This is a genomic window from Mucilaginibacter angelicae (genome assembly GCF_042434235.1).
GTDB classification, from domain to species: Bacteria; Bacteroidota; Bacteroidia; order Sphingobacteriales; family Sphingobacteriaceae; genus Mucilaginibacter; species Mucilaginibacter angelicae.
Map to the genome: position 1 here is coordinate 271,117 of NZ_JBHLTS010000004.1, position 22,683 is coordinate 293,799.

The 22,683-nt window shown below is 43.8% G+C and carries 14 protein-coding genes; 8 read left to right on the forward strand and 6 right to left on the reverse strand.

Annotated features, from left to right (window positions below):
- Positions 1-223 precede the first annotated feature (223 nt).
- From ACFFGT_RS01460 to ACFFGT_RS01480, 5 genes are all read right to left on the reverse strand, one after another.
- Entirely contained in the window at positions 224-1,468 is a 1,245-nt protein-coding gene (locus ACFFGT_RS01460) for an NAD(P)/FAD-dependent oxidoreductase (protein ID WP_377020713.1), read from the reverse strand.
- Between the two features lie 177 nt (positions 1,469-1,645).
- Positions 1,646-2,647, reverse strand: a complete 1,002-nt coding sequence (locus ACFFGT_RS01465) for a 4-hydroxyproline epimerase (protein ID WP_377020714.1) — start codon at positions 2,645-2,647, stop codon at positions 1,646-1,648.
- A gap of 6 nt (positions 2,648-2,653) precedes the next feature.
- Positions 2,654-3,592 (reverse strand): dihydrodipicolinate synthase family protein, encoded by a 939-nt coding sequence (locus tag ACFFGT_RS01470; RefSeq protein WP_377020715.1) that lies wholly within the window; start codon positions 3,590-3,592, stop codon positions 2,654-2,656.
- Positions 3,593-3,713: 121 nt separating this feature from the next.
- Positions 3,714-5,111, reverse strand: a complete 1,398-nt coding sequence (locus ACFFGT_RS01475) for a SusD/RagB family nutrient-binding outer membrane lipoprotein (RefSeq protein ID WP_377020716.1) — start codon at positions 5,109-5,111, stop codon at positions 3,714-3,716.
- A gap of 26 nt (positions 5,112-5,137) precedes the next feature.
- Complete coding sequence (locus ACFFGT_RS01480) at positions 5,138-8,164, reverse strand: SusC/RagA family TonB-linked outer membrane protein (RefSeq protein WP_377020717.1); 3,027 nt, start codon at positions 8,162-8,164, stop codon at positions 5,138-5,140.
- A gap of 344 nt (positions 8,165-8,508) precedes the next feature.
- Here ACFFGT_RS01480 and ACFFGT_RS01485 point away from each other — a divergent pair, with 344 nt between their 5' ends.
- From ACFFGT_RS01485 to ACFFGT_RS01520, 8 genes are all read left to right on the forward strand, one after another.
- Positions 8,509-10,878 carry a beta-L-arabinofuranosidase domain-containing protein gene (locus ACFFGT_RS01485; protein ID WP_377020718.1) on the forward strand — a complete coding sequence of 790 codons (2,370 nt, stop codon included), beginning with the start codon at positions 8,509-8,511 and terminating at the stop codon, positions 10,876-10,878.
- 21 nt (positions 10,879-10,899) lie between these two features.
- Entirely contained in the window at positions 10,900-13,302 is a 2,403-nt protein-coding gene (locus ACFFGT_RS01490; protein WP_377020719.1) for a glycoside hydrolase family 127 protein, read from the forward strand.
- A 149-nt stretch (positions 13,303-13,451) separates the two neighbouring features.
- On the forward strand, positions 13,452-13,631 hold the full coding sequence (locus tag ACFFGT_RS01495) for a BF3379 family histone-like protein (protein WP_377020720.1): 180 nt from the start codon (positions 13,452-13,454) through the stop codon (positions 13,629-13,631).
- A gap of 266 nt (positions 13,632-13,897) precedes the next feature.
- Complete coding sequence (locus ACFFGT_RS01500; protein ID WP_377020721.1) at positions 13,898-16,816, forward strand: ATP-binding protein; 2,919 nt, start codon at positions 13,898-13,900, stop codon at positions 16,814-16,816.
- 176 nt (positions 16,817-16,992) lie between these two features.
- Positions 16,993-17,598: a DUF1579 family protein gene (locus ACFFGT_RS01505; RefSeq protein WP_377020722.1), complete on the forward strand. Its 606-nt coding sequence runs from the start codon at positions 16,993-16,995 to the stop codon at positions 17,596-17,598.
- Positions 17,599-17,623: 25 nt separating this feature from the next.
- Entirely contained in the window at positions 17,624-18,205 is a 582-nt protein-coding gene (locus ACFFGT_RS01510) for a cupin domain-containing protein (RefSeq protein ID WP_377020723.1), read from the forward strand.
- A 22-nt stretch (positions 18,206-18,227) separates the two neighbouring features.
- Entirely contained in the window at positions 18,228-19,067 is an 840-nt protein-coding gene (locus ACFFGT_RS01515; protein WP_377020724.1) for a hypothetical protein, read from the forward strand.
- A gap of 118 nt (positions 19,068-19,185) precedes the next feature.
- Positions 19,186-20,676: a glycoside hydrolase family 30 protein gene (locus ACFFGT_RS01520; protein WP_377020725.1), complete on the forward strand. Its 1,491-nt coding sequence runs from the start codon at positions 19,186-19,188 to the stop codon at positions 20,674-20,676.
- A 138-nt stretch (positions 20,677-20,814) separates the two neighbouring features.
- Here the strand turns inward: ACFFGT_RS01520 and ACFFGT_RS01525 are convergent, their stop codons facing one another.
- Positions 20,815-22,653, reverse strand: coding sequence for a beta-galactosidase (locus ACFFGT_RS01525; RefSeq protein WP_377020726.1), 1,839 nt, complete (start codon positions 22,651-22,653; stop codon positions 20,815-20,817).
- Positions 22,654-22,683: the final 30 nt, after the last annotated feature.

The window sequence follows — 22,683 nt, forward strand, 5'->3', positions numbered from 1 at the left end:
GATCCACGGTCAATTCGACCGAATAAAATACTTTTAATTGTTTAACAAACAACTATTAAACATTTCATGAAAACCATCTAATCTACGCCGAAAGCCCGCTCTTAAGGCATTTTTTATGATTCAGGTAATAAAACAAGTACCTGTTAAAGCAAAAAACCGCTCATCATGATTGATGAACGGTTCTGCTTTTCCAACAAGCCGGAAGGGTAATCAATTGTTTAAATTAAGATCTTTCAGGAGCAAATTCTTTGATATCGATAGAGGCTGGTTTACCTGATATAATTTCACTTGCCAGCAAACCGGTTGCGGCGCCAAGGCTTAAACCCATCATGCCATGCCCCGTTGCAACAGTAAGATTACCATACTGCTTGCTTTTACCGATATAAGGCAATCCATCGGCAGATGAAGGGCGGAAACCAAACCAAATATCCTTTTGCTCAGGAACTGTAGGTCTTAAACCCGGGAAATACTTCGGAACCGATTCAACAATCCCTTTTACACGGTTCATGTTGATCCGGTCGTTGATCTTGTCAAGCTCCATAGTACCGCCGTAGCGTAAACCACCGTTCATCGGCGTTATAGCAACACGCGCTTCTGCCAGTAATGCCGGGATGTGCATGATTTCGCTGTTATCCTTTACGTTGAACGAATAACCTTTGCCCGGCATCAGCAGGATTTTTATACCTAACAATTTACCAATGGCCGGCGACCATGAGCCGCCTGCAATAATATATTCATCGGCAGTAAACTCTTCATTAAAGGATATTACCTTGCTTACCTTACTATCTTTGGTTTCAATTTTGGTAACCTCTTTATTGGTTACCAGGTTTACACCAACTGATTTCAGGTGTTTGATCAAAGCAGCCATTAGTTTGTTTGGCGAGAGGTGCGCATCGCAGCGGTAATGTACCGCGCCCAACACATCAAGTTCAAGCTTTGGCTGTAACTTTTTACAGTCATCGACGCTAAGCACAGCCATATCCAAACCTAACTCCCTGCCTTTTTCGGCCATGTGAGCTTCTTCTTCGCCGGCCCTTTCGGTTTTATAAAACATAAGGATGCCTTTCTCCACCAAGTCAAAATCAAAGCCGGGTTCTTTGCTCAAATCTTCATAAAGTTTTTTGCTGAGCAGGGAAAGCTCCGTTAAAGGAACAGCTGATTTTTCAACATGCGCGGTATTGGCTTTCTTTAAAAATTTCAATCCCCATGATATCAGTTCGGGGTTTAGAGATGGTTTTACGTAGAACGGGCTCTTGCTGTTAAACATCCATTTGATACCCTGCGAAACCATGCCCGGTGTTGCCAGCGGGATAAAATGGCTTGGCACTATCATGCCCGCATTACCGTATGAACAGCTATCGGTCATATCGCCCTTATCAAGCACAATAATCTCATGCCCTGCCTTTTGTAAATAATAAGCCGAACTAAGTCCTACTATCCCACCTCCTATTATCAGCACCTTTGCCATTTTTTATTTTAAGCTGAAAGCTTAAGGCTGAACGCCGAAAGCTTTATTTAGAAAATTATTAATTAAAACAGTTAAACGCCAACGTCATTGCGAGGAACGAAGCAATCCCAAACTATACAGGGCGGACCTGCCAATCGGGGATTGCTTCGTTCCTCGCAATGACGTTTGGGGATAATGTTATATCACCTGAAAACCGTGAGCATAAGGATCATCATCATCTATCTTGATGGTGTTGTAGCCATAAACTTTGGCCCAACCTTCTACACTTGGTATAATGCCATCAAAATCATTGATTTTAACTACTTCTTCTACACGGCCGATAAATTTACTGCCGATGATGCTTTCATGAATAAAAGGTTCACCAACCTGAAGTTTACCTTTGGCAAACCATTGCGCCATACGGGCAGAGGTACCTGTTCCGCAAGGCGATCTGTCGATGGCTTTATCGCCATAAAATACCGCATTACGTGCAGTAGCATCTGCTGATAGCGTTGCACCGGCCCAAAGGACATGGGTACAGGTATTGATAGTAGGATCCTGCGGATGCACAAACTGGTATTTTTCGTTGATGCGCTTGCGCAGCACCTGACTCCAGGCTATCAGCTGCCCTGCGGTATAATCTTCAATGCCTTTAAAATTAGGCTGAGGATCAACAATAGCATAGTAGTTACCGCCGTATGATACATCTATGGTAAGCGTACCTAAATCAGGGCATTCTACCTGTAAATCAGTAGCGGCAAGGTAAGCAGCCACGTTCCTGAGTTTTACAGATGTTACTTTTTTACCTTCCTGCTTGTACTCAATAAGCACAAGACCGGCAGGTGCTTCCATGCGTACTATACCGGGAGTTTTAGGCTGGATCAGCCCTTCCTCAATAGCAATGGTTATAGTGCCGATAGTACCGTGACCGCACATAGGTAAACAGCCACTGGTTTCGATAAACAAAACGGCAACATCGTTTTCCGGATCATGAGGCGGGTACAGGATACTGCCCGACATCATATCATGGCCCCGAGGCTCAAACATTAAGCCAGTCCTGATCCAGTCATACTCTTTTAAAAAATGCTGACGTTTCTGGCTCATGTTATCCCCTTTAAGCGTGGGGCCGCCACCGGCTACCAGCCTTACCGGATTGCCGCAGGTATGGGCATCAACACAAAAGAAAGTTTTACTTGCCATCTGTTATTATAACGCTACTTCGGTTAATTTACCCCAACTGCCTACAGGCAATTCGGGCCTTGCGGCAAGTGCATCATTTATAATTTTTTGAACTTTTTCGCGCTCTGCACCAATTAATGGCAAGCGCGGCGCGCGTACATTTTCGGTACCTATACCGGTTGCAACTTCGGCCAATTTAATGTATTGTACCAGTTTAGGATGAATATCCAGCTCAAGTACAGGTAAAAACCAACGGTAAATAGCCAAAGCCTCATCGTACCTTTTTGCTTTAACCAAACGGTAAATGGCAACGGTTTCTTTAGGGAAGGCATCAACCAAACCTGCCACCCAGCCGTCAGCACCCATCACAAGGCTTTCCATAGCCAGCGGATCAACACCGGTAAAGATCTTGTATCTGTCGCCAAAACGATTGATCATACGGGTAACGTTTGATACATCGCGGGTTGATTCTTTTACCGCCTGGATGTTATCATAAGCAGCAAGCTCCTCAAACATATCCAAAGTAACCTCAATCTTATAATCAACCGGGTTATTGTAGATCATGATTGGCAGTTGGGTACTTTTTGCAATAGTTGTTAGGTAAGCAACCGTTTCGCGGGCTTCGCTATTGTAACGCATAGGCGGCAATAACATCAGGCCATCGGCGCCTTTATCAAAAGCTTTTTGAGCATAAGCAACAGCCGCTTTGGTAGTTTGCTCGGCTATGTTCAATATAACAGGAACTGTACCTTTAACAAATTCAACGGTGTGGGCAAGCAGCGCAAATTTTTCGTCATCGCTTAAAACGCTTGCTTCACCTAATGAGCCGCCTAATATAAAACCGTCAACACCGGCTTCAAGCTGGGCATTCAGGTTTATATCAAAAGCCTCAAAGTCAAGCTCGTCATTATCTGTAAATTTAGTAGTTACTGCAGGGAGTACGCCTTTCCAATCAAAAGTTATCATTGTATAATATTTTTCACAAAATTAAATAGTACTGAATTAGTTTAATTTAACAATTTAGCAGACATTAACCGTATTTTACCCAATAATGCCCTATACGCGCCTGTTGCCTGCTAAATAATGTCTATTGCGCGTCCCACCAAACCCTGTCGGTAAGCTTAGCGCTTTGCTGCGGCCGCGGGTTTGCAGTCATCTCCGACTGAGGATACAAGACCCTGCGCGGGATATCCGACAAGGCATTTTTAACTTTAGTTAAAGCCGGGAAGCCAGTACGCCTCCAATCGGTATAGTTCTCCATCGACAGGAAATTAGCTACAACCTTTTCTTCAATGATCAGCTGCATGGCGTTAGCACTGGTAAGCGTCCCTCTCGAAGCCAGGTAAGTAGCCACATCAGCATCGGCAATACCCAGTTTTGACATGTGCGATTTAACCGCCAGCAAATAAACAGGCTGCGTTGCCGTAGCGCCCGATATTACAAATGTAGCTTCGGCTTTCAAAAATAACGCTTCCGAATAAGTAACAATATAGTTATTTGAGCTTGTACTTGCATAAAAAGCACCTCCTAAAGAATACGATTCCAAACTGCCGATATCTTCTAAGCCTATCTGACGACCTGTGTATAACCCGGTTTCAATTGCAGGGGCTACCATTTTTGATAAACGCGGGTCTTTCCTGGTTTTAAAACCGTCGACAAATGTGGATGCCAATACAAGGGTTGAGCCCGGCAAAAAGTTTTGCTGCCATGGGTTTTCGGCACCTGCCGCACCGCTGAAAGGCATTTTCATGTCGTCATCATTACTCACCATGCCGTTTTGAAGAGCGGTAAGGGCCAGTTGTGCCTGTGCTGCAGCTGTATGACCAGGTGCTTTGGTAAGGTGCATGTAATAACGCGCTTTTAGCGTGTAAGCCGCCTTTTTCCATTTGCTCATATCGCCGGTATAGTAATAATCATCACCAGATGGTACTACGGTACTGTTTTTAGCAATATCGGCTATCGCATCATCAAGCAAGGTTTGGATCTGCGTGTAAACCGCTTCCTGGCTGTCATAAGTTGGGGTAAGGTTAGCTGTACCTCCAAAACTTTTTGAGTATGGTACATCGCCCCAGGCATCGGTAGCGGAGCCAAGGGTATAAGCAAGCAATACTTTTGAAATGGCAGCGTAATTGGTGTTACCATCGGCTTCGGCTTTTTTGTTTAGCAAAACAAGGTTGTTCATTACCTGCACATAAAAGTTGTACCAGTCGCCATCCATATCCTGGTGATACATGAGGTAAGTACCAAAGTTGGGCGGCACCTGGTTCAAAGCTATTACCTGCAGGTATTGCTGTAATACTATGGCAAGGTTCCCCCCGCCGGCAGCAGTAATATTTTGTGATATTGCGGCCTCAACCGGGGCAAGGATCAGTGATTCTTTAACATCTATTGGCCTGTTGGGATCCTGGTTTACGTTAATGTATTTTTTACAACCCGTAAAGCTTACCAACGCGCATGTTATTAACGTGATATATTTATTTTTCATGACAATTTCTTATTAATGATTTTAAATTATAGGGTAACTTTCAGGCTAAAATCAACTGATTTGGAAGTTGGAGTTGAGAATGAATAGATCCCCTGTGAACCGTTTGATGAGCCAAATGAGCTAACTTCCGGGTCGCCGCCGGTAAAGTGCGGCGCGTGGATCCAAAGGTTACGGCCGGTTACGCTAAATGTTGCCGATTTGAAAGGGCTTTTGCTTAACCATGATGGCTTTAAGGTATAGCCTAAACTAACGTTACGCAGTTTAACATAGCTGCCATCCTGGATTACCGATTCCAGAACGCTGTTTGCCCGCTGATAATAAGCCTGGCCGTTAACCGCAACAGTATTAGGCTGCCCGGTAGTTGCATTTACACCATCTACTACGCGTAAACCACGGTTTTCGGTAACTTTTGGTGTGCCGTAAAAGTATCCGTAGCCATCAACGTTGTTCTGGATATCGCCACCGCGTTTAATATCAAAAAAGAAGCTGAAGTTAAATTGTTTATACCTAAAGTTGTTATTGATACCGCCAAGCCAGTTAGGGTTAATATTACCTACTATACCTTGTGTATCATCGGCATAAGGAAGGCCCGAATCGTCAATCAATAATTTACCTGCCGCGTTACGTGCATAGCGGGTACCGTATATAACACCATAAGGCTGACCAACAATAATATTGGTAAAACCGTTACCCAATTGCTGTTGATCTTTATAAATAGATATTACTTTGTTCCGGTTGCGGGTAAAGTTTAAGGTAAGGTCCCAGTTAAAATCACGCGTTTTTATCGGCGATGCATTTAACAACACCTCGATACCCCTGTTTTGCATCACCGCGGAGTTTACACTTGTTGCAGAGTAACCGGTTGACGGAGCAATTGATACTGATGGGATAATACCATCAATTGTTTTTTTGCTGTAGAACGAAGCCTCAAGGCTGATACGATTGTTAAAGAAACCTGCTTCAAAACCAGCCTCAAATTCGTTGATCCTTTCACTTTTCAGGTTGGCATTACCCAATACATCTGATATTAAGAAACCCGACTGGCCTGCGTATGGGAACGTTAAGTTACGGATAGTAGCGCTGTTGTAAGCTGTTAACAAGCTGTAAGGGCTTATGCTGCCGTCATTACCTACAGTACCGTATGATACCCTTAACTTGCCCAGGTTCATGATTTTTGAAAACTCGGGGCTAAAAAACTCTGAAAATATAAAGCTTGTTGCAGCCGATCCATAAGGGTAAAAGTTATGATCGGTTGACAGCACCGAGTTACCATCGTACCTGCCTGTTAACGACAATACCAGGAAGCGTTTGTACTCGATGTTTGATTGCAGGTAAAAACCAACCTTGCGTTGCAGGTAGGAAGCTTCTTTGTAAGTAACTGTTGATGCCGAAGCCATGTTATATAAGCCCGGTACAGTTAAGCCTACACCATTGGCGTATGTATTTTCTGAATAGCTGGAGAAAATGTTATTACCCAATAAAACATCAAGATTAAAATCACCAAACTGCTTATTGGCACTTACCATAAAATCGTTGTTGTACTGGCGGAAGGTGGTGTTATTATCAACCAGCCTGCCGTTAGGGTTTGATACCGACTGGGTTGACTCATGATATCTGTCCATTTCGGTATAAACATCGGCGCCAAAACGCTCAGTAACGGTTAACCATGGTAATGGCTTATAATCGGCATTAAAGGTTGGTAAAAACCGATTTACGCTTGAATGATTTTTGATGTTATCCAATACCCAATACGGGTTGTTACGCGAAAAGCGGTATAAACGCTGGGTGCCATCGGCATTTAAATAGGGTTGCAGATTGTACGAAACCGGTGCGGTAAAAATTGTCCATACCGGGCTTTCCAGGGCATAGCCTTCGGGCAATCTGTCGTTTTGTGAATTGGTATAGTTTAACTGAAATGTAGTATTCAGGTTTTTCAATACCTGTGCACTGTATTTGGCAAAGAAGGTATTACGTAAAAATTTGGTAGTTGGAACGGTACCCTGCTGATTTAAATTGGAGTAGGAAACCAGGTAAGTAGAATTTGAGCCGCCACCGCCTATGTTAACCGTGTTATTGTAAGTATGACCGGTTTTAAAAAATATGTCCGACTGGTTATAAACTTTTGCGGGCTGCCCGTTTATTTTCAGGGTATCCATTTCGGCGCCCCATGAGGTACTGGTTTTTTGTGTTACACCATCATAATAAATACCGTTTGTGCCTTGCGAATATTTGCTCTGAATTTGCGGCAATAAAGGCTTTTCAAAAGAAAAATCAGAAGAAAAAGTAATGAGCGGCTTTTTATTTAACGCTCCATTTTTTGTAGAGATAATAATAACGCCATTTGCACCTTTTGAACCGTAAAGCGCAGTAGCTGCCGCACCTTTAAGCACGTTGATATTGGAAATGATAGATGGATCAATATCGGCAATACGGTTAGTTCCCGGGCCTGAGTTAAGGTTACCTGTTTCGGAATTATCAACCGGCACACCATCAACAACCATTAAAGCCTGATTATCGCCAAAAAATGAAGATCCACCACGCACTACTATCCTTGATGAACTGCCCGGCGTACCCGATGAACTGGTTACCTGCACACCGGCCGCCTTACCCGCAATAGCATTTACAAGGTTGGGCTCCTTTGATTGTGTAAGCGACTCCCCCTTAATTTCCTGGGTGCTGTAGGTCAGGATCTTTTTATCGCGTTTTATACCCAACGCGGTAACCACCACTTCGTTCAGCACTTTGTTATCCTCGGCTAAAGCTATATTAACCTGTGCCTGGCCTGTTAGCTTAACCTCCAGCCCGGTGAAACCGATGGCAGTTACCATTAGCGTGCCTTGCCCGGTATAGTTAAGACTAAACATACCACTGCCATTGGTAACGGAGCCAATGTTTGTATTTTTTATTTTAACGGAAGCGCCGGCTATAGGCTCGCCCTTCTCGTCGGTTACCTTTCCTTTTAATGTTACTGTTTGTGCATAAGTGCTGTAACAAAACACAAACACACTTAGTAAAGGCAAAATGAACCTCTTTAGTAATTGTTTAAACTTCATAAATTAAAATTTGGGGTTAAAAACTATGTATTACACGCTGTATTTCAGACACGTAAAACTATCCGCGCACCGCCCCTTATTTTTTTAAGAAATTTGCCAATACTGCCCGTATATTAACATTATTGTTACAATAGCATTAATTTGTTATTATATTTATATGAAACTTGTAAATACGTTAATATTTTGCCGAAGCCTTTCCCGTCACTAAGAAACTTACTATAAATAGCCAATACGTTAAAAAAATGGGTAAAATCCTGCTATCAACTGCAAAATATCATTTAAAATAATTGTGCAAAACACACTAATTTAGTTGACAGTTATTCTTAACGTTACACAAACATATCATGCTCATAAAAAAGTGGTTTAAATTGAACTTATGCCTCGTAGCCTGCTTAGCGGGGGCACAAACAATACAGGCGCAATCCTACGTACCCGAATGGAACGATACCCGGATAAAAGTAAAACCGGTGGTGCCGGTTAAAGCTTATTCTTTTAATTTAAAGGATGTTCAATTGCTGGAGGGCCCTTTTAAAAAAGCAATGGATGCCGATGTTGCTTATTTATTGTCTATCGATCCCAACAGGTTGCTCTCGGCCTTCCGCTCACACTCGGGTCTTACGCCTAAAGGTAAAATGTATGAGGGCTGGGAATCATCGGGTTTGGCAGGGCATACGCTGGGGCATTACCTGTCGGCCATTTCCATGCATTATGCATCAACCCGCGATCCTGAATTTTTAAAACGCGTAAACTATATAGTTAAAGAGCTTGATGAATGCCAGGTTGCCCGTAAAACCGGCTACGTGGGCGCTATCCCCAAAGAAGATACCGTTTGGGCCGAAGTTGCCAAAGGCGAGATCCGTTCACGTGGTTTTGACCTCAATGGCGGCTGGTCGCCCTGGTATACCGTACACAAGATTATGGCGGGTTTGCTCGATGCCTATTTATATTGCAACAATGCCGAAGCCTTAAAAGTATGCAAAGGCATGGCCGACTGGACAGGCGAAACCATCAAAAACCTTGATGACGAAAAGCTGCAAAAAATGCTGCTATGCGAATACGGCGGCATGGCCGAAACATTGGCCAATCTGTATGCCATCAACGGTGATAAAAAATACCTGGAGCTTTCGTACAAGTTTTATGATAAAAAGGTGCTTGATCCCCTATCACAAAAACAGGATATCCTGCCGGGCAAACATTCCAACACCCAGATCCCTAAAATTATAGCCAGTGCCCGCCGGTATGAGCTTACCGGCGATAAAAAAGACAAAGCCATAGCCGATTTCTTTTGGGAAACCATTGTTAACCACCACTCTTATGCAACAGGTGGTAACAGTAATTACGAATACCTGAGCGATGCTGACAAGCTGAACGATAAGCTTACCGAAAACACTACCGAAACCTGCAACACCTACAACATGCTGAAATTAACCCGGCATTTATTTGCGGTTGAGCCTTCGGCTATGTTGATGGATTATTACGAAAAAGCATTGTATAACCACATCCTTGCCTCGCAAAACCATGCCGATGGTATGATGTGCTACTTTGTACCGCTCAGAATGGGCGGCACCAAACATTACAGTACCCCCTTTGATGATTTTACCTGCTGCGTTGGCTCGGGCATGGAAAACCATGTTAAATACAATGAGAGCATTTATTTTAAAGGGTCCGATGGCAGTTTATACGTAAACCTGTTTATTCCATCGGTACTTAACTGGGCGTCAAAGGGGATATCGGTAAAACAGGAAAACAGCTTCCCTAATGATGACCACATTGCATTTACGGTTAACACTAAAAAGCCGGTTACGCTGGCTATCCGCATCCGCAAGCCAAGATGGACAAGTAACGCTACCATCAGCATCAACGGAAAAGCGCAGGCAGCAACAACAGACGATCAGGGCTATATCGTGTTAAACCGCAAATGGAGCAACAACGATAAAATTGAATTTACTACTCCCGAAAAGCTTTATACCGAAGCCATGCCCGATAATACCAACAGGCGTGCCGTATTTTACGGCCCTGTATTGCTTGCCGGTGTTTTAGGTAATACCGAGCCCGATCCGTTGAAGGGGGTTCCTGTTTTTGTGACCAGCGAAACAGATCCTAACCAATGGCTGCAAATGGTTGATAAAAAGCAATTGAGCTTCCGCACGGTGAATATTTCAAAGCCTGAGGAAGTTACTTTGATCCCCTTCAATCAAACTCAAAATCAATACTATTCTGTTTATTGGGACGTATTTACACCACAGGCCTGGGTTGTGCAGCAAAAAGCTTATGACGAGCAAAAGAAAAAACAGCAGGAACTGGAAGCCCGCACTATGGATATTTTACGCATAGGCGAAATGCAGCCCGAGCGCGATCACAACTTCAGTGGTGAAAACGCCATTACCGGCGAAGATCATCAAAAAAAATGGCGGTCGACAGAAAACGGGGGCTACCTGCAATATGAAATGAAGGTTGATGCCAATGCTCAAAACACCCTCATCAACAGCTATTGGGGCATGGACAACCGCGGCAGAAAATTTGATATCCTGATTGATGGCGTAAAATTAGCTACAGAAGATTTGAACCAGTACAAGGAAAGCCGTTTTTACGATATCAGCTACACCCTCCCTATTGAATTAACAAAAGGAAAACAAAAAGTGACTGTAAAATTATTGCCGCAAAAAGAGAATAGCGCGGGCCCGGTTTACGGCAGCCGGATGGTTAAAAACTAAACAATAAAGAAATTTAAAATCATGATCAATACAAGAAAAACTGCCTGTTTGCTCTCTCTTTCGCTGGCAGCATTTACAAGCCCTTTGTTGGCGCAGCAAAAGGATTACCCAATCCAGCCGGTTGCCTTTACCAGTGTACATGTAAATGATAATTTCTGGCAGCCTAAAATGGAGGTAAATGCCAATGTTACTATTCCGTATGTACTGGCGCAATGTAAAGCCAACGGTCGCATGGATAACTTTTTACGCGCAGCAAAAAAGCTCGACGGCGATAAGTTAAGCGAGTTTCCGTTTGATGACACCGATGTGTACAAGGCCATTGAGGGTGCATCCTATTCCATGCAGAATAAGAAGAACCCGCAACTTGATAAATCTATCGATAGCCTCATCACTATTATCGGTGCAGCCCAGGAGCCTGATGGCTACCTGTACACTTTCCGAACCGTTAATGCAAAAAAGCCTCATGAATGGATAGGCGACAAGCGCTGGGTGAATGAAGAAATATTGAGCCATGAGCTGTATGATTGCGGCCACTTATATGAAGCAGCCGTTGCCCATTTCCAGGCAACCGGGAAACGCACACTGCTCAACATCGCCATAAAAAATGCCGACCTGCTGGTTAAAACCTTCGGGCCGGGTAAAATCGAAGAGTATCCCGGTCACCAGATAGTGGAGATCGGTCTTTCAAAAATGTACCGTGTTACTGGCAACAAGCAATACCTTGATCTGGCTAAATTCTTTTTAGATGTGCGCGGCCCTAAAGGCGATGCCTACAACCAGGCCGATAAAAAGGTAATTGATCAGCACGAAGCCGAAGGCCACGCTGTACGCGCAGCCTATATGTACACCGGCATGGCCGATATTGCTGCCCTGACCGGCGATACCAAATACCTGGCAGCCATTGATGATATTTGGAGCGATGTAGTAACCAAGAAACTGTATATAACCGGCGGTATTGGTGCAACAGGCGCGGGCGAAGCTTTTGGCGAAGCGTACCAGTTGCCTAACATGTCGGCCTATGCTGAAACCTGTGCGGCCATTGGCAACGTTTATTGGAACAACAGGATGTTTTTGCTGCACGGCGATTCAAAATATATCGATGTACTGGAAAGAACGCTTTACAACGGTTTATTATCGGGCGTATCATTAAGTGGCAACAGGTTCTTTTACCCTAATCCGTTGGCCTCGATGTTCCAGCATCAGCGCAGCGCATGGATCAGCTGTGCCTGCTGTATCAGCAACATGACCCGCTTCTTACCTTCGTTGCCAGGCTATGTTTATGCTAAAAACAAAAACGACCTGTACATTAACCTGTTCATGAGCAACTCAAGTAATATCAAACTTACTTCGGGCAACGTGAACATTGTACAGCAAACAGATTACCCGTGGAAAGGCAGGGTTGATATCACCGTTAACCCCGATAAAACCGGCGAATTTACTTTAAGGGTACGCATCCCAGGCTGGGCAAAGCAGCAGCCTGTACCCGGCGATCTGTATACCTTTATGGATAAAAAATCCTTCCCGCTTACGCTGATGATCAACGGGCAGGCAAAATCATTTGAAACAGAAAAAGGTTATGCGGTATTGAAACGTACCTGGAAAAAAGGCGATAAAGTGTCGCTTTTATTACCGATGGAAACCGAAAAAGTATTGGCTAACCAACAGGTTAAGGACGACAGGGGCAGATTTGCTTTTGAACGCGGCCCTATTGTTTATTGCCTTGAAGGCCCTGATAATAGGGATAGCCTGGTGCAAAACATATTAATCAACAAAAATGCCATTGCCGATGCCAACTACCATGCCGACCTGCTTAACGGTGTAGATGTGATCAGCGCAGAAGGTAAAAGCGCCAAACGCCAGCTAAAAACCGACAGCATTTTACAAACCGACCAAATAGTGAAGGCTATCCCCTACTACGCCTGGGCTAACCGGGGGCCAAGTGAAATGACCGTTTGGATCCCGTATGAAACTTCGGCAGTACGCCCTAAACCGGCACCTACCATTGCCAGCACCAGTAAGGTTAGCGCCTCGTTAAAAAACGTACGCATGTTTGCAGCTATAAAAGATCAGTATGAACCTGCCGACTCAAAAGATACTAACTACCCTTACCTGCACTGGTGGCCTGCTAAAAACACCAATGAGTTTGTACAGTACGATTTTGATGCCGAGCATACCGTAAGCGAATCAAAAGTTTACTGGTATGATGATGGCCCATGGGGCGGTTGCCGCATCCCGGTATCGTACAAGATATTGTATAAAAAAGACGGCCAATGGGTTCCGGTAAAAAACACTACGCCCTACACAGTAAATAAAGACAGCTTTAACGTGGTTACCTTTGAACCTGTGGCTACTACCGCTTTACGGATGGAAATTCAGTTACCGGTTGATAACTCGACCGGCATCCATGAATGGGCGGTTAAATAACAGCTATTCATAATAACAGCAAAGCCTTTCCGTTTATGCGGGAAGGCTTTACTGTTTAATTACCCCGCAACGGAATATTTTAAGTATAAAAAGCCAATTTTACCTATAAACTTATATTCCCTACATTTGCGGCCTTAAAAAATAAAAAAATGATAAATTTCGAAAAAGTGAAAGAAGTTATCGCAGCAGCAGAAGCTGATGCATCAAGCTTTTATGAAAAAGGTAACAAAGCTGCCGGTACAAGGCTGCGTAACGCTATGCAACAATTAAAAGTGCTGGCTACGGATATCCGTAAAGAAGTTACTGAAAAGAAAAACTCTGCAGCTTAATCACTGTCAGAAAATGTTTTTAGATAAAGCGGGGCTGGTTTTTCCATGTACCCGCTTTTCTGTTTTTTGACCCTGCTAAAAGCTCAGCTAAACCGGAATATCAATCCTTCATATTACCCGACATTTTTTTCTCATTAATTATACTAATTACCAAAACCATAAGCACTTAATAGTGTTCATGATTGATAACCCATGTCAAAACATTATTTTTGACTATCACAGATCGAGTTGTTAATTTCATGTATCGCGGAAGTATCTTTTCAAATATGTCTATCCGTTGGTATGCGCTGCTATGGTGCATGGTGTTTTCATGCGTTGTAAAAAACACCTGTGCACAGCATACTTCTGTAATACATGCCCGCAATTTCGGAGTACAGCATGAGATCTATTTTAATGATTCACTTTGGTATTTTCATGCAGGCGAATTGCCCGCGGCCCAACAAAATCGCGTAAGTACCGCAGGCTGGGATAGCCTGAATTATACTGCTTTTGGAAAGCAAAACGCACCGCGGGGATGGCAAGGCGTTGGCTGGTTCGGTTCATGGATAAGGGTCGACACAAACCTTGTGGGTAAAAAATTATCCTTTCGGATCAATCATGATGGTGCATCGGAGATTTTTCTTGATGGCAAACCAATTGGAGGCTATGGCAAGGTTGGTAACTCGGTACAGGATATGGAAGCCATGGACGCGCCGCGAGAAATGATCCCTGTATGGTTTGCCGACACGCGGCCTCACCTCATCACCATTCATTATTCTAATTTCATTGGCGTTTACCCTTCTTTTTTCGGCTTTCAGACCTGGATAGGCGATTACAAACAAGTTTCGCAAAGGATACAAACCAGTAACCAGCGTTTTAATTATATACTGATGTGCGCCGCCGCACAGCTTATACTGGGTATCCTGCATTTCTTTCTGTTCTTCTTTAGTCCCAAACAAAAGCTTAACCTGTATTACGCGTTTTTCGTACTGCTGATTGGCATAAACGGAATCTGTATTTACATATTCTACCGCACCAATACTCCATTCTTACAGTACTCTGCCGAATCTCTGACACAGGGATGCAAAGTTATCATGATGTGGGCGGCCTTAATATTACTTTATCTGCTTGACTACGGCCGTGTGCCCCGCTGGAGGCTTATAACGATTACTACAATAAGTACGTTATACTTCGCGGTTTATCTTATCAAATTCTTGTTCCAAATTGAATCGTGGGATGATCATTTTGCTATTGTGTTCTTCATTTGTATGATGGATGGATTTTGGTCAATATATCATCTCATCAAAAAGAAACAAAAGGGCGTATGGCTCATTAGCACCGGTGTTGTAGCAATTATAATGCTGTTTTTTTTCGCCTGGGATGATACGTTTCATTTATGGACATACGGGTACAATTCCTTGCGCTTGTTGGTGATGGCAGTAGGCGAATTAATTATGCCGCTTTGCCTGTCACTTTACCTCGCTGCTGATTTCGCAAAAACAAATGAAAACCTCACGGCAAAGCTGGCAGAAGTTGAAAACCTATCGGCCCTTGCACTTGCGCAGGAAGCTGAGAAAAGAGAACTAATAGCCGGAGAAGCAAAACGGCTTGAAGAAATTGTCCAACAGCGTACCGCCGAGCTGAGGGAACAAGCGGATAAATTGCGCGAGATGGACCTGGTGAAATCGCGCTTTTTCACCAACATTACCCATGAATTTAAAACACCGCTTACGCTTATCATCAACCCAGCCAAAGAGTTGATAGCAAACAATACCGATACAGATGTTAAACGATATACCGGGCTTATCCTCAATAACGCCACAAGGCTGCTGCAACTCATCAATCAACTACTGGATTTGAGCAAACTTGAAAATGGCTTGATGGAATTGATCCGCACACCTCTTGACCTGGTAGCACTCATCAGGATGCATATCCTTTCATATGAGTCGTTAGTAAAACAAAAGGGGATTTCATTGCACTTTACATCACACTGGGATAAGCTTTGGATATCAGGTGACAGGGATAAGCTGGATGCCATTGTTATTAATATAATATCAAATGCACTGAAGTTTACCGACGAAGGGAAAGTGGAAATTATCTTGCAAAAGGAACCTGAATCGTTAGGTGAGGCTTTCAATCTCACCATCAAAGACACGGGGAGAGGCATCCCTGCTGCCAAAATACCTTATGTATTCGACCGCTTTTACCAGGCCGACCCGTCGGATACCCGTTCGGCCGAGGGCACAGGCATTGGCCTCGCCGTTACAAAAGAACTGGTTGAATTGATGGATGGGCAAATCAGTATAACAAGCCGGCAAGGCGTATTTACACAGGTAAATATCAATATGCCATACAAGCCCGCTGACGCTGCGCCCGAACCTGTATTGGAGATATTACCCACCGGAGTAATATTACCTAAGGCAGACAGCCATAGCCCAGCGGCTCCCGATGAAGAAAAACCATTAGTACTGCTTATAGAAGACCACCGGGAGCTCCGTGACTTTGTTCAGCAACTGCTGGCGGATAAATACAAGGTATTAATCGCAGCAGACGGAAACGAAGGGATAAATCTTGCGTTGGAGCAAGTCCCTAATTTGATCATTACCGATCTGATGATGCCGCATGTTGATGGATATGAACTTAGTACCGTGCTAAAAAAGGATGTAAAAACCAGCCATATCCCCATCATTATCCTGACAGCCAAAGCTGATATGGACAGCCGGATCCAGGGGATTGAAACAGGCGCAGACGCTTACCTGGCCAAACCCTTTGAAAAACGCGAATTATTTGCCCTGATGGAAAATCTCATCAGCGTACGGAACCAATTACGCGAACATTACAGTAAGCAAGACCTCTGGTTCAGCGATTCCCTGTCTATGCCATCGATAGAGCGGGATTTCATAACCCGTGTACGAAGCGCCGTAGAAAGTCATTTAAACGAGGAGGGCTATAGCGCCGACCAGCTTGCCCGTGACATGGGATTGAGCCGTACCCAATTACACCGCAAATTAAAAGACCTCATCAACCAGTCGCCCGGCGAGTTGATCCGTATTGTGAGGCTGCAATATGCACATGAGCTGCTGCAGCGCCGTGTTGCAACAATAGCCGAAGTAGCTTATATGGTTGGCTTTAGCAGCCCTGCCAGCTTCTCGGCAAGTTTCTCCCGTCATTTTGGGTTTGCACCCAAAACCGTGAGTGCCATATAATTTGTTATTTTATTCACAAGTTTAAATTGCAACAAACTCGAAAGTATTTGCAACAAACTCGAAAGTAATTTTCTTGTTGTTTCTGCTCCTTTGTGCATATCTCCTAAAGAAATATTTTCAACCAGGCAACGACTGATCAAGTAATGCTGTAAGTGAGCTAAAATCGAATCGATAACATGAAATACTTATTCAAGATCTGCTCAACTCTTTTATTGGCAGTGCTTACAACCAGCACCTCCTTTGCGCAGGATAAAAATGAGATGGCCGAACTTTCAAAAACCAATGCTAACCACTTATTATTGGCGCAGGTTAAAGGAGAATGGTCATTTACAGGCAAACACACCTTTGCCGGCGGGCACAAACCAATAGAGTTTACAGGCAGCATGACCGGTAAAGATTTGTGGGATGGAAGGTATTTCACAACTGAAGTAACCGGTCAGGACATTCCTATGCCATGGTCAGATGGGAAACTGATTACCATGCATGAAACAATGCTGCTGGGATACGACAATGTTAAAAAGAAATTTGTTGCCTCCTATATCAACAATGAATTTGAAACAGGCATCATCTCTTTAGAAGGGGTTTATGACCCAATAAAAAAGATCATTACTTATGATGGAGAAACATTATCGCCGAACCGGCCAAACCTACCGCTGGGGGCCATGCGAAAGTTTCACGCGCTTCTGAAATTCATCGACAATGACCATTATGAGCTTGAGTGGCACGAAAGTGCTGGTGGGAAGGAGCTTTTTGATACCCTACTGAGTTTTACCCGTAAATAATAGATCAAAATTAACCTATACCTATATGAAACGAAACACATTTGTACACACGTTGATAAGTGCCACAGCACTTTTGGCTATACCATTTGAAGGAATTGCCAAAACCATATCCAAAATCAGGGAAAAGAAAGGCTACAAAACTGATTCGGGGGTAGACAGGGTTCAAAAACCTATGCACCTGTTTGAAGGCGACACCTTTTACACCAAAGTTTCAACTGCCGATACCGATGGTGACTTGTATATTTATGAATCAACCAGGGTAAAAAAAGGTGGCCCAAACCTGCACGTGCATTATGAGCAGGATGAGTGGTGGTACATTTTGGAAGGCGAGTTTCAGATCAAAGTAGGCGACCAGCTATTTCATGCCAAACCCGGCGACAGTGTATTTGGCCCGCGGGGCGTTCCGCATACGTTTACTAAAATAGGTGATGATACACCTGCTAAAATGCTGACCACCTTCCAGCCTGCCGGTAAAATGGAAGCTTGTTTCCAGGCATTGAGCGATGGCCTGATGAAGGGTAAAACCGAAGCCGAACTTGATGAGTTCAGGAAGCAACACGGTTTTGAAAGGGTTGGTCCTCCGCTTGAATATTACAAAAAGTTTTAACTATCCTGCCGCTGTAATAACAATGAAGTCACTCTCTTTTACGCAGAAGCTAAGCCTCGTTTATTTATGCCTTGTACCATTGATAGTTATGGCTATTGGTTTCGGTGTAGGCCATATAAGCTACAAAATTTATTTACCGGTTTGGCTTATTAATGCCTGTTTAATGATAACAGCTGCATGGAACCTGGGCGCTCACCGGCTTAGTAACGGCAATAACCAAACAAAGCAACAGGTAATTACCGCTTTATTGCTGTTTACACCCTGGTTAATGTTTTCCATTTTCGCGGGGATGGGGCCGCCTCCTGCAACCTTGCAAGGCTGGGTTGAAACCGCTGCCGAGCAGCAGATCCGTTATACTATACTTATTGCAGGAGGTATTTTATTTGCGCTTGGCTCTGCATTATTGAAAGTAAAATTACAGGCGGCAGGCGAAAATCTATATTCAGCAATGGCTTCGGCAGCTATTAATCTTGCCTTACCGCTTTTTATCATCAACATGGCTTTTTGGGGATATTACCTGACGGATGCATTCCGGGCTTTCATACAATTAGGCGTAGCAAAACGCCCCGATTTGCATGGACCATTAAAAAGTTTGTTTTATGTGATCAGCATAGCCGAGGTGTTATTGATGTACCTCGGCACAGTACTTTTTGCTGTATCACTAAAAGTTGCAAAGCTTTTTAACCCGGTTGCATGCCGGTATTATATTATTTTCGGTTTAGCCGGCATGGTGCTGGTTGTACTCCCTCCCTACTGGCCCGAACCATTCGGTACCGCCGGTTATCTTGTTGCAATACCTGCAATTGCGTTCATAATGCCATACCTCATTGGCGTACATTTATTAAAACATACAAAAAATTAACAGCCGCATTTTATTCACGCAATCGATTGTTAAAATCTCATATATTGTTTATTTTTAGGACGAAAACAAGCTGCGATCCTGTCAGTGTGTTTTCTTTCAACCAATTTAAACTTAATGTATGGGCAATAAACTAAACTCCTTGTGCCGCGTTCTGCTGCTCCCCGGCATTCTTTTGGCCGCCAATTCCTCTGTTCTCGCCCAAACCGGCGAATGGGTTTCAACCACAAGCACATCAAATTGGGAAGTAAAACATAAAATACCGGCAGCACAAAGCCGGAAGACTGCCGATGCTGAAGTATTCACCGATAAAACGCTGCAAAAAGTTGAGGGCTTTGGCGGCTGTTTTAATGAGCTTGGCTATACGTCGTTGCAACTGTTAAGCTCAAACGATAGGCAAACTATCATGAAGGAGCTGTTTGCCCCTAATATTGGCGCAAACTTTACCATTTGCCGGATGCCTGTCGGCGCTAATGACTTTTCGCTCGACTGGTATTCATACGATGAAACTGAAGGTGATTTCGATCTGAAAAATTTCAGCATAGCGCATGACCTTAAAACACTGATCCCTTTTATAAAAGAAGCTAAAAAATACAATCCTAAGCTGGCACTATGGGCATCGCCGTGGAGCCCGCCGCAATGGCTCAAGCGTAATAAACATTATGCTGCTGCGATGGTACCCTCAAAAGAAATGATCCAAAAGTATGAAGCCAGCGGCCACAAATTAACCGGGATGGACTTCAGCAACGTAACCAACGGCCTCGAATCAAGCCAGGTTGGAAAAGAAGGTACAGATATGTTTGTACAGGACGATAAATACTTTACCACCTATGCAAATTACTTTGGTAAGTTTATTGACGCTTATAAAAAGCAGGGTATCAACATTGGTATGGTAATGCCGCAAAATGAGTTTAACTCGGCCCAGGTCTTCCCGAGCTGTACATGGACGGCTCATGGCCTGGCCAAATTTGTAAGCTACCTTGGCCCGCAGATGCAGCAAAGGGGCGTAAAAGTTTTTTTCGGTACGGATGAACGCCCTAACGAAAAACTGGCTGACACCCTTTTAACAAGCCCCGAAAGCGGCAAGTTTATAACAGGAATGGGCTTTCAATGGGCAGGCAAAGGCGCTATTGCAGGCATCCACAATCGTTACCCTAACCTCACCCTATATCAAAGTGAACAGGAATGCGGTGACGGCCAAAACGACTGGAAATACTGCCGTTACACCTGGGACCTCATGAAGCACTATTTTAACAGCGGGGCCAATGCTTACATGTACTGGAACATTTCACTGAACGAGGGCGGCATCAGTCACTGGGGATGGCATCAAAACTCGCTGGTTAGTGTTGATACAACCGCACGCACATACAAATTTAATCACGAATATTACTTATTTAAGCATCTGAGCCATTACGTAAAACCTGGTGCGGTAATGCTAAGTACCGGCGGTACTTTCAACAATATGCTTGCCTTCAAAAACCCGGATAACAGTGTGATCCTCATAGTGCAAAACGATGGAGAAAACGAAAAACAGGTTACTATCAAAGTAGGCAATAAAACTATCAGCCCAATTCTGGAAGCTGATTCGTTCAATACATTTGTTGTGAATTAGATCAACTGTCGCAGGTTTAGCGACAGCGTAACCTGTGACCAGCATAACTGAAGCTTTCAGCTTCAGTCTTTAATCAAAATAAAAAGGATGTCGCTTTTTGAAGTGACATCCTTTTTTAGGTAATCAAGGCAAAAGAGCTTATTTCCCTAAAACATCCAAAATAGGATGATCAATGGCATTCAAAGTATTCTCTGATGATTTTATCAGCTCAAGTACAGTAATTTGATTATCGCCCTTTTTCAACCACTCAGCAGGTACATATATGGTTTGCTGCGGACCGTAATACCAGTAACGGCCTAAATTATGCCCGTTGATCCAAACAATACCTTTACCCCATTTACTCATATCAAGGTAGGTATCGGCCAATTTATCAACCTTGAAAACAGCTTTTTTCAATTGCGGTGCGTTATTCGCAACTGCTTTTTTAACTGATGCATTTACCTTCACTTTATTGATATCATCAAAAGGAAGCGAATACATTTTCCAGCTTTTCAACTCCGTACCTGCAAAAAGCACTTTTTCTGTAATGCCTTTTTTGTTTTTAAGCAGGTAAGGGCCAAAATTGATGCGGCCAAGATTTTCGACCAAAATATCCAATGTTACTTTTCCTTTAGGCAAATTGATCATCAGGCTGTCCTGGTATTTGCGCCTGTCTACGATGCCCACACGTTTGCCATTTACATAAATGATGCCGTAATCGCGGAGGTCCTTAAGTTTCAGCAAACCGGATTTGCCACCGTTAATGGTTGTACGGTACAACACAAACCCATAAGCCTGGTTCAGGTCTTCAAAAGTAAGCGGTGTGCTGTTGATCTTTGCGACCGGCAGCACATCAAACAAGCTGGTTGACTGTGTAAATTTAATTGCAGGTAGACTCATAACAGGTTTAGCCGCCGGAACTTCGGGCAGGGTCACTCCAGCAGGCAGGTGCTTACTGATCACCGCCCTAAACTTCATGAACTTATCAGTAGCGTTACCTGCCTCATCAAGCGGTGCATCATAGTCATAACTGCTGATCTGTGGTTCATAAGGGTTTTGATCGTTGTAGTTTGCCCCGTTCATAAAACCGCGGGTTGTACCACCATGAAACATGTACATGTTAATAGAGATCCCCGCTGCCAACACTGAGTCAAGTTTCGGAACATATCTATCTGCAGGTATGGTATGGTGCGCAGTTCCCCACCAGTCGAACCAGGCCGGGTACCACTCGGCAATAAAATAAGGGCCTTTGCCATTATGGTTATCGCTGATCAGTTTTTTAACTTTCGCAACATCATCAATACCGTTTATGGCAGGTAACAGGCCCGGTAAATGACCATCTTTTATAGCAGGCTCCGGGTCGCAGGTGTAAAGCTGACCGTCAAAACCGGCATCGATGAACATTTTACGGTTAAGGGCAAGGTAATCTTTATCGCTGCCGTATGAGCCATACTCGTTCTCTATCTGCACCATTAATATATTACCGCCATGATTTACCAGTAAAGGCGATAGTTGTTTACCTACTTCTGTAAGGTATTTTTTATAAGCTTCCAGATATTTGGGTTCTTTGCTGCGTACCACCAAACCCTGCTCCTTTTCGAGCCAGTAAGGATAGCCGCCAAACTCCCATTCGGCACAAACATATGGACTGGGGCGCAGTATCACCCAAAGGCCTTCCTCCTTTGCAATTTTCACAAACTCGGCAATATCGTTGTTACCTGTAAAATCATAATGTCCCTTTTGAGGTTCGTGTACGTTCCAGAAAACATAGGTACCGATGGTATTTAAACCCATAGCCTTAGCCATTTTCATACGTTGACGCCAGGCCTCGCGCGGCACGCGGGTGTAATGCATTTCGCCGGAGATGATCTGCAAAGGCTTACCATCAAGCAGGAATGTAGTATCGCCAAGGGCGAAAGTGTGTTTAACAGTTTGTGCCTGCAACGTTGTAGTTGCAAACAGGATAACAAGGAGGAACAATAATTTTATAAGCTTCATAAATTGAAAATGCAGGGGTTTAGTTTTTAT

Excerpts from the sequence above, each read along its gene's own strand:
- ACFFGT_RS01460 (WP_377020713.1), bottom strand. The coding sequence starts at position 1,468 with ATGGCAAAGGTGCTGATAATAGGAGGTGGGATAGTAGGACTTAGTTCG.
- ACFFGT_RS01465 (WP_377020714.1), bottom strand. The coding sequence starts at position 2,647 with ATGGCAAGTAAAACTTTCTTTTGTGTTGATGCCCATACCTGCGGCAAT.
- ACFFGT_RS01470 (WP_377020715.1), bottom strand. The coding sequence starts at position 3,592 with ATGATAACTTTTGATTGGAAAGGCGTACTCCCTGCAGTAACTACTAAA.
- ACFFGT_RS01475 (WP_377020716.1), bottom strand. The coding sequence starts at position 5,111 with ATGAAAAATAAATATATCACGTTAATAACATGCGCGTTGGTAAGCTTT.
- ACFFGT_RS01480 (WP_377020717.1), bottom strand. The coding sequence starts at position 8,164 with ATGAAGTTTAAACAATTACTAAAGAGGTTCATTTTGCCTTTACTAAGT.
- ACFFGT_RS01485 (WP_377020718.1), top strand. The coding sequence starts at position 8,509 with ATGCTCATAAAAAAGTGGTTTAAATTGAACTTATGCCTCGTAGCCTGC.
- ACFFGT_RS01490 (WP_377020719.1), top strand. The coding sequence starts at position 10,900 with ATGATCAATACAAGAAAAACTGCCTGTTTGCTCTCTCTTTCGCTGGCA.
- ACFFGT_RS01495 (WP_377020720.1), top strand. The coding sequence starts at position 13,452 with ATGATAAATTTCGAAAAAGTGAAAGAAGTTATCGCAGCAGCAGAAGCT.
- ACFFGT_RS01500 (WP_377020721.1), top strand. The coding sequence starts at position 13,898 with ATGTCTATCCGTTGGTATGCGCTGCTATGGTGCATGGTGTTTTCATGC.
- ACFFGT_RS01505 (WP_377020722.1), top strand. The coding sequence starts at position 16,993 with ATGAAATACTTATTCAAGATCTGCTCAACTCTTTTATTGGCAGTGCTT.
- ACFFGT_RS01510 (WP_377020723.1), top strand. The coding sequence starts at position 17,624 with ATGAAACGAAACACATTTGTACACACGTTGATAAGTGCCACAGCACTT.
- ACFFGT_RS01515 (WP_377020724.1), top strand. The coding sequence starts at position 18,228 with ATGAAGTCACTCTCTTTTACGCAGAAGCTAAGCCTCGTTTATTTATGC.
- ACFFGT_RS01520 (WP_377020725.1), top strand. The coding sequence starts at position 19,186 with ATGGGCAATAAACTAAACTCCTTGTGCCGCGTTCTGCTGCTCCCCGGC.
- ACFFGT_RS01525 (WP_377020726.1), bottom strand. The coding sequence starts at position 22,653 with ATGAAGCTTATAAAATTATTGTTCCTCCTTGTTATCCTGTTTGCAACT.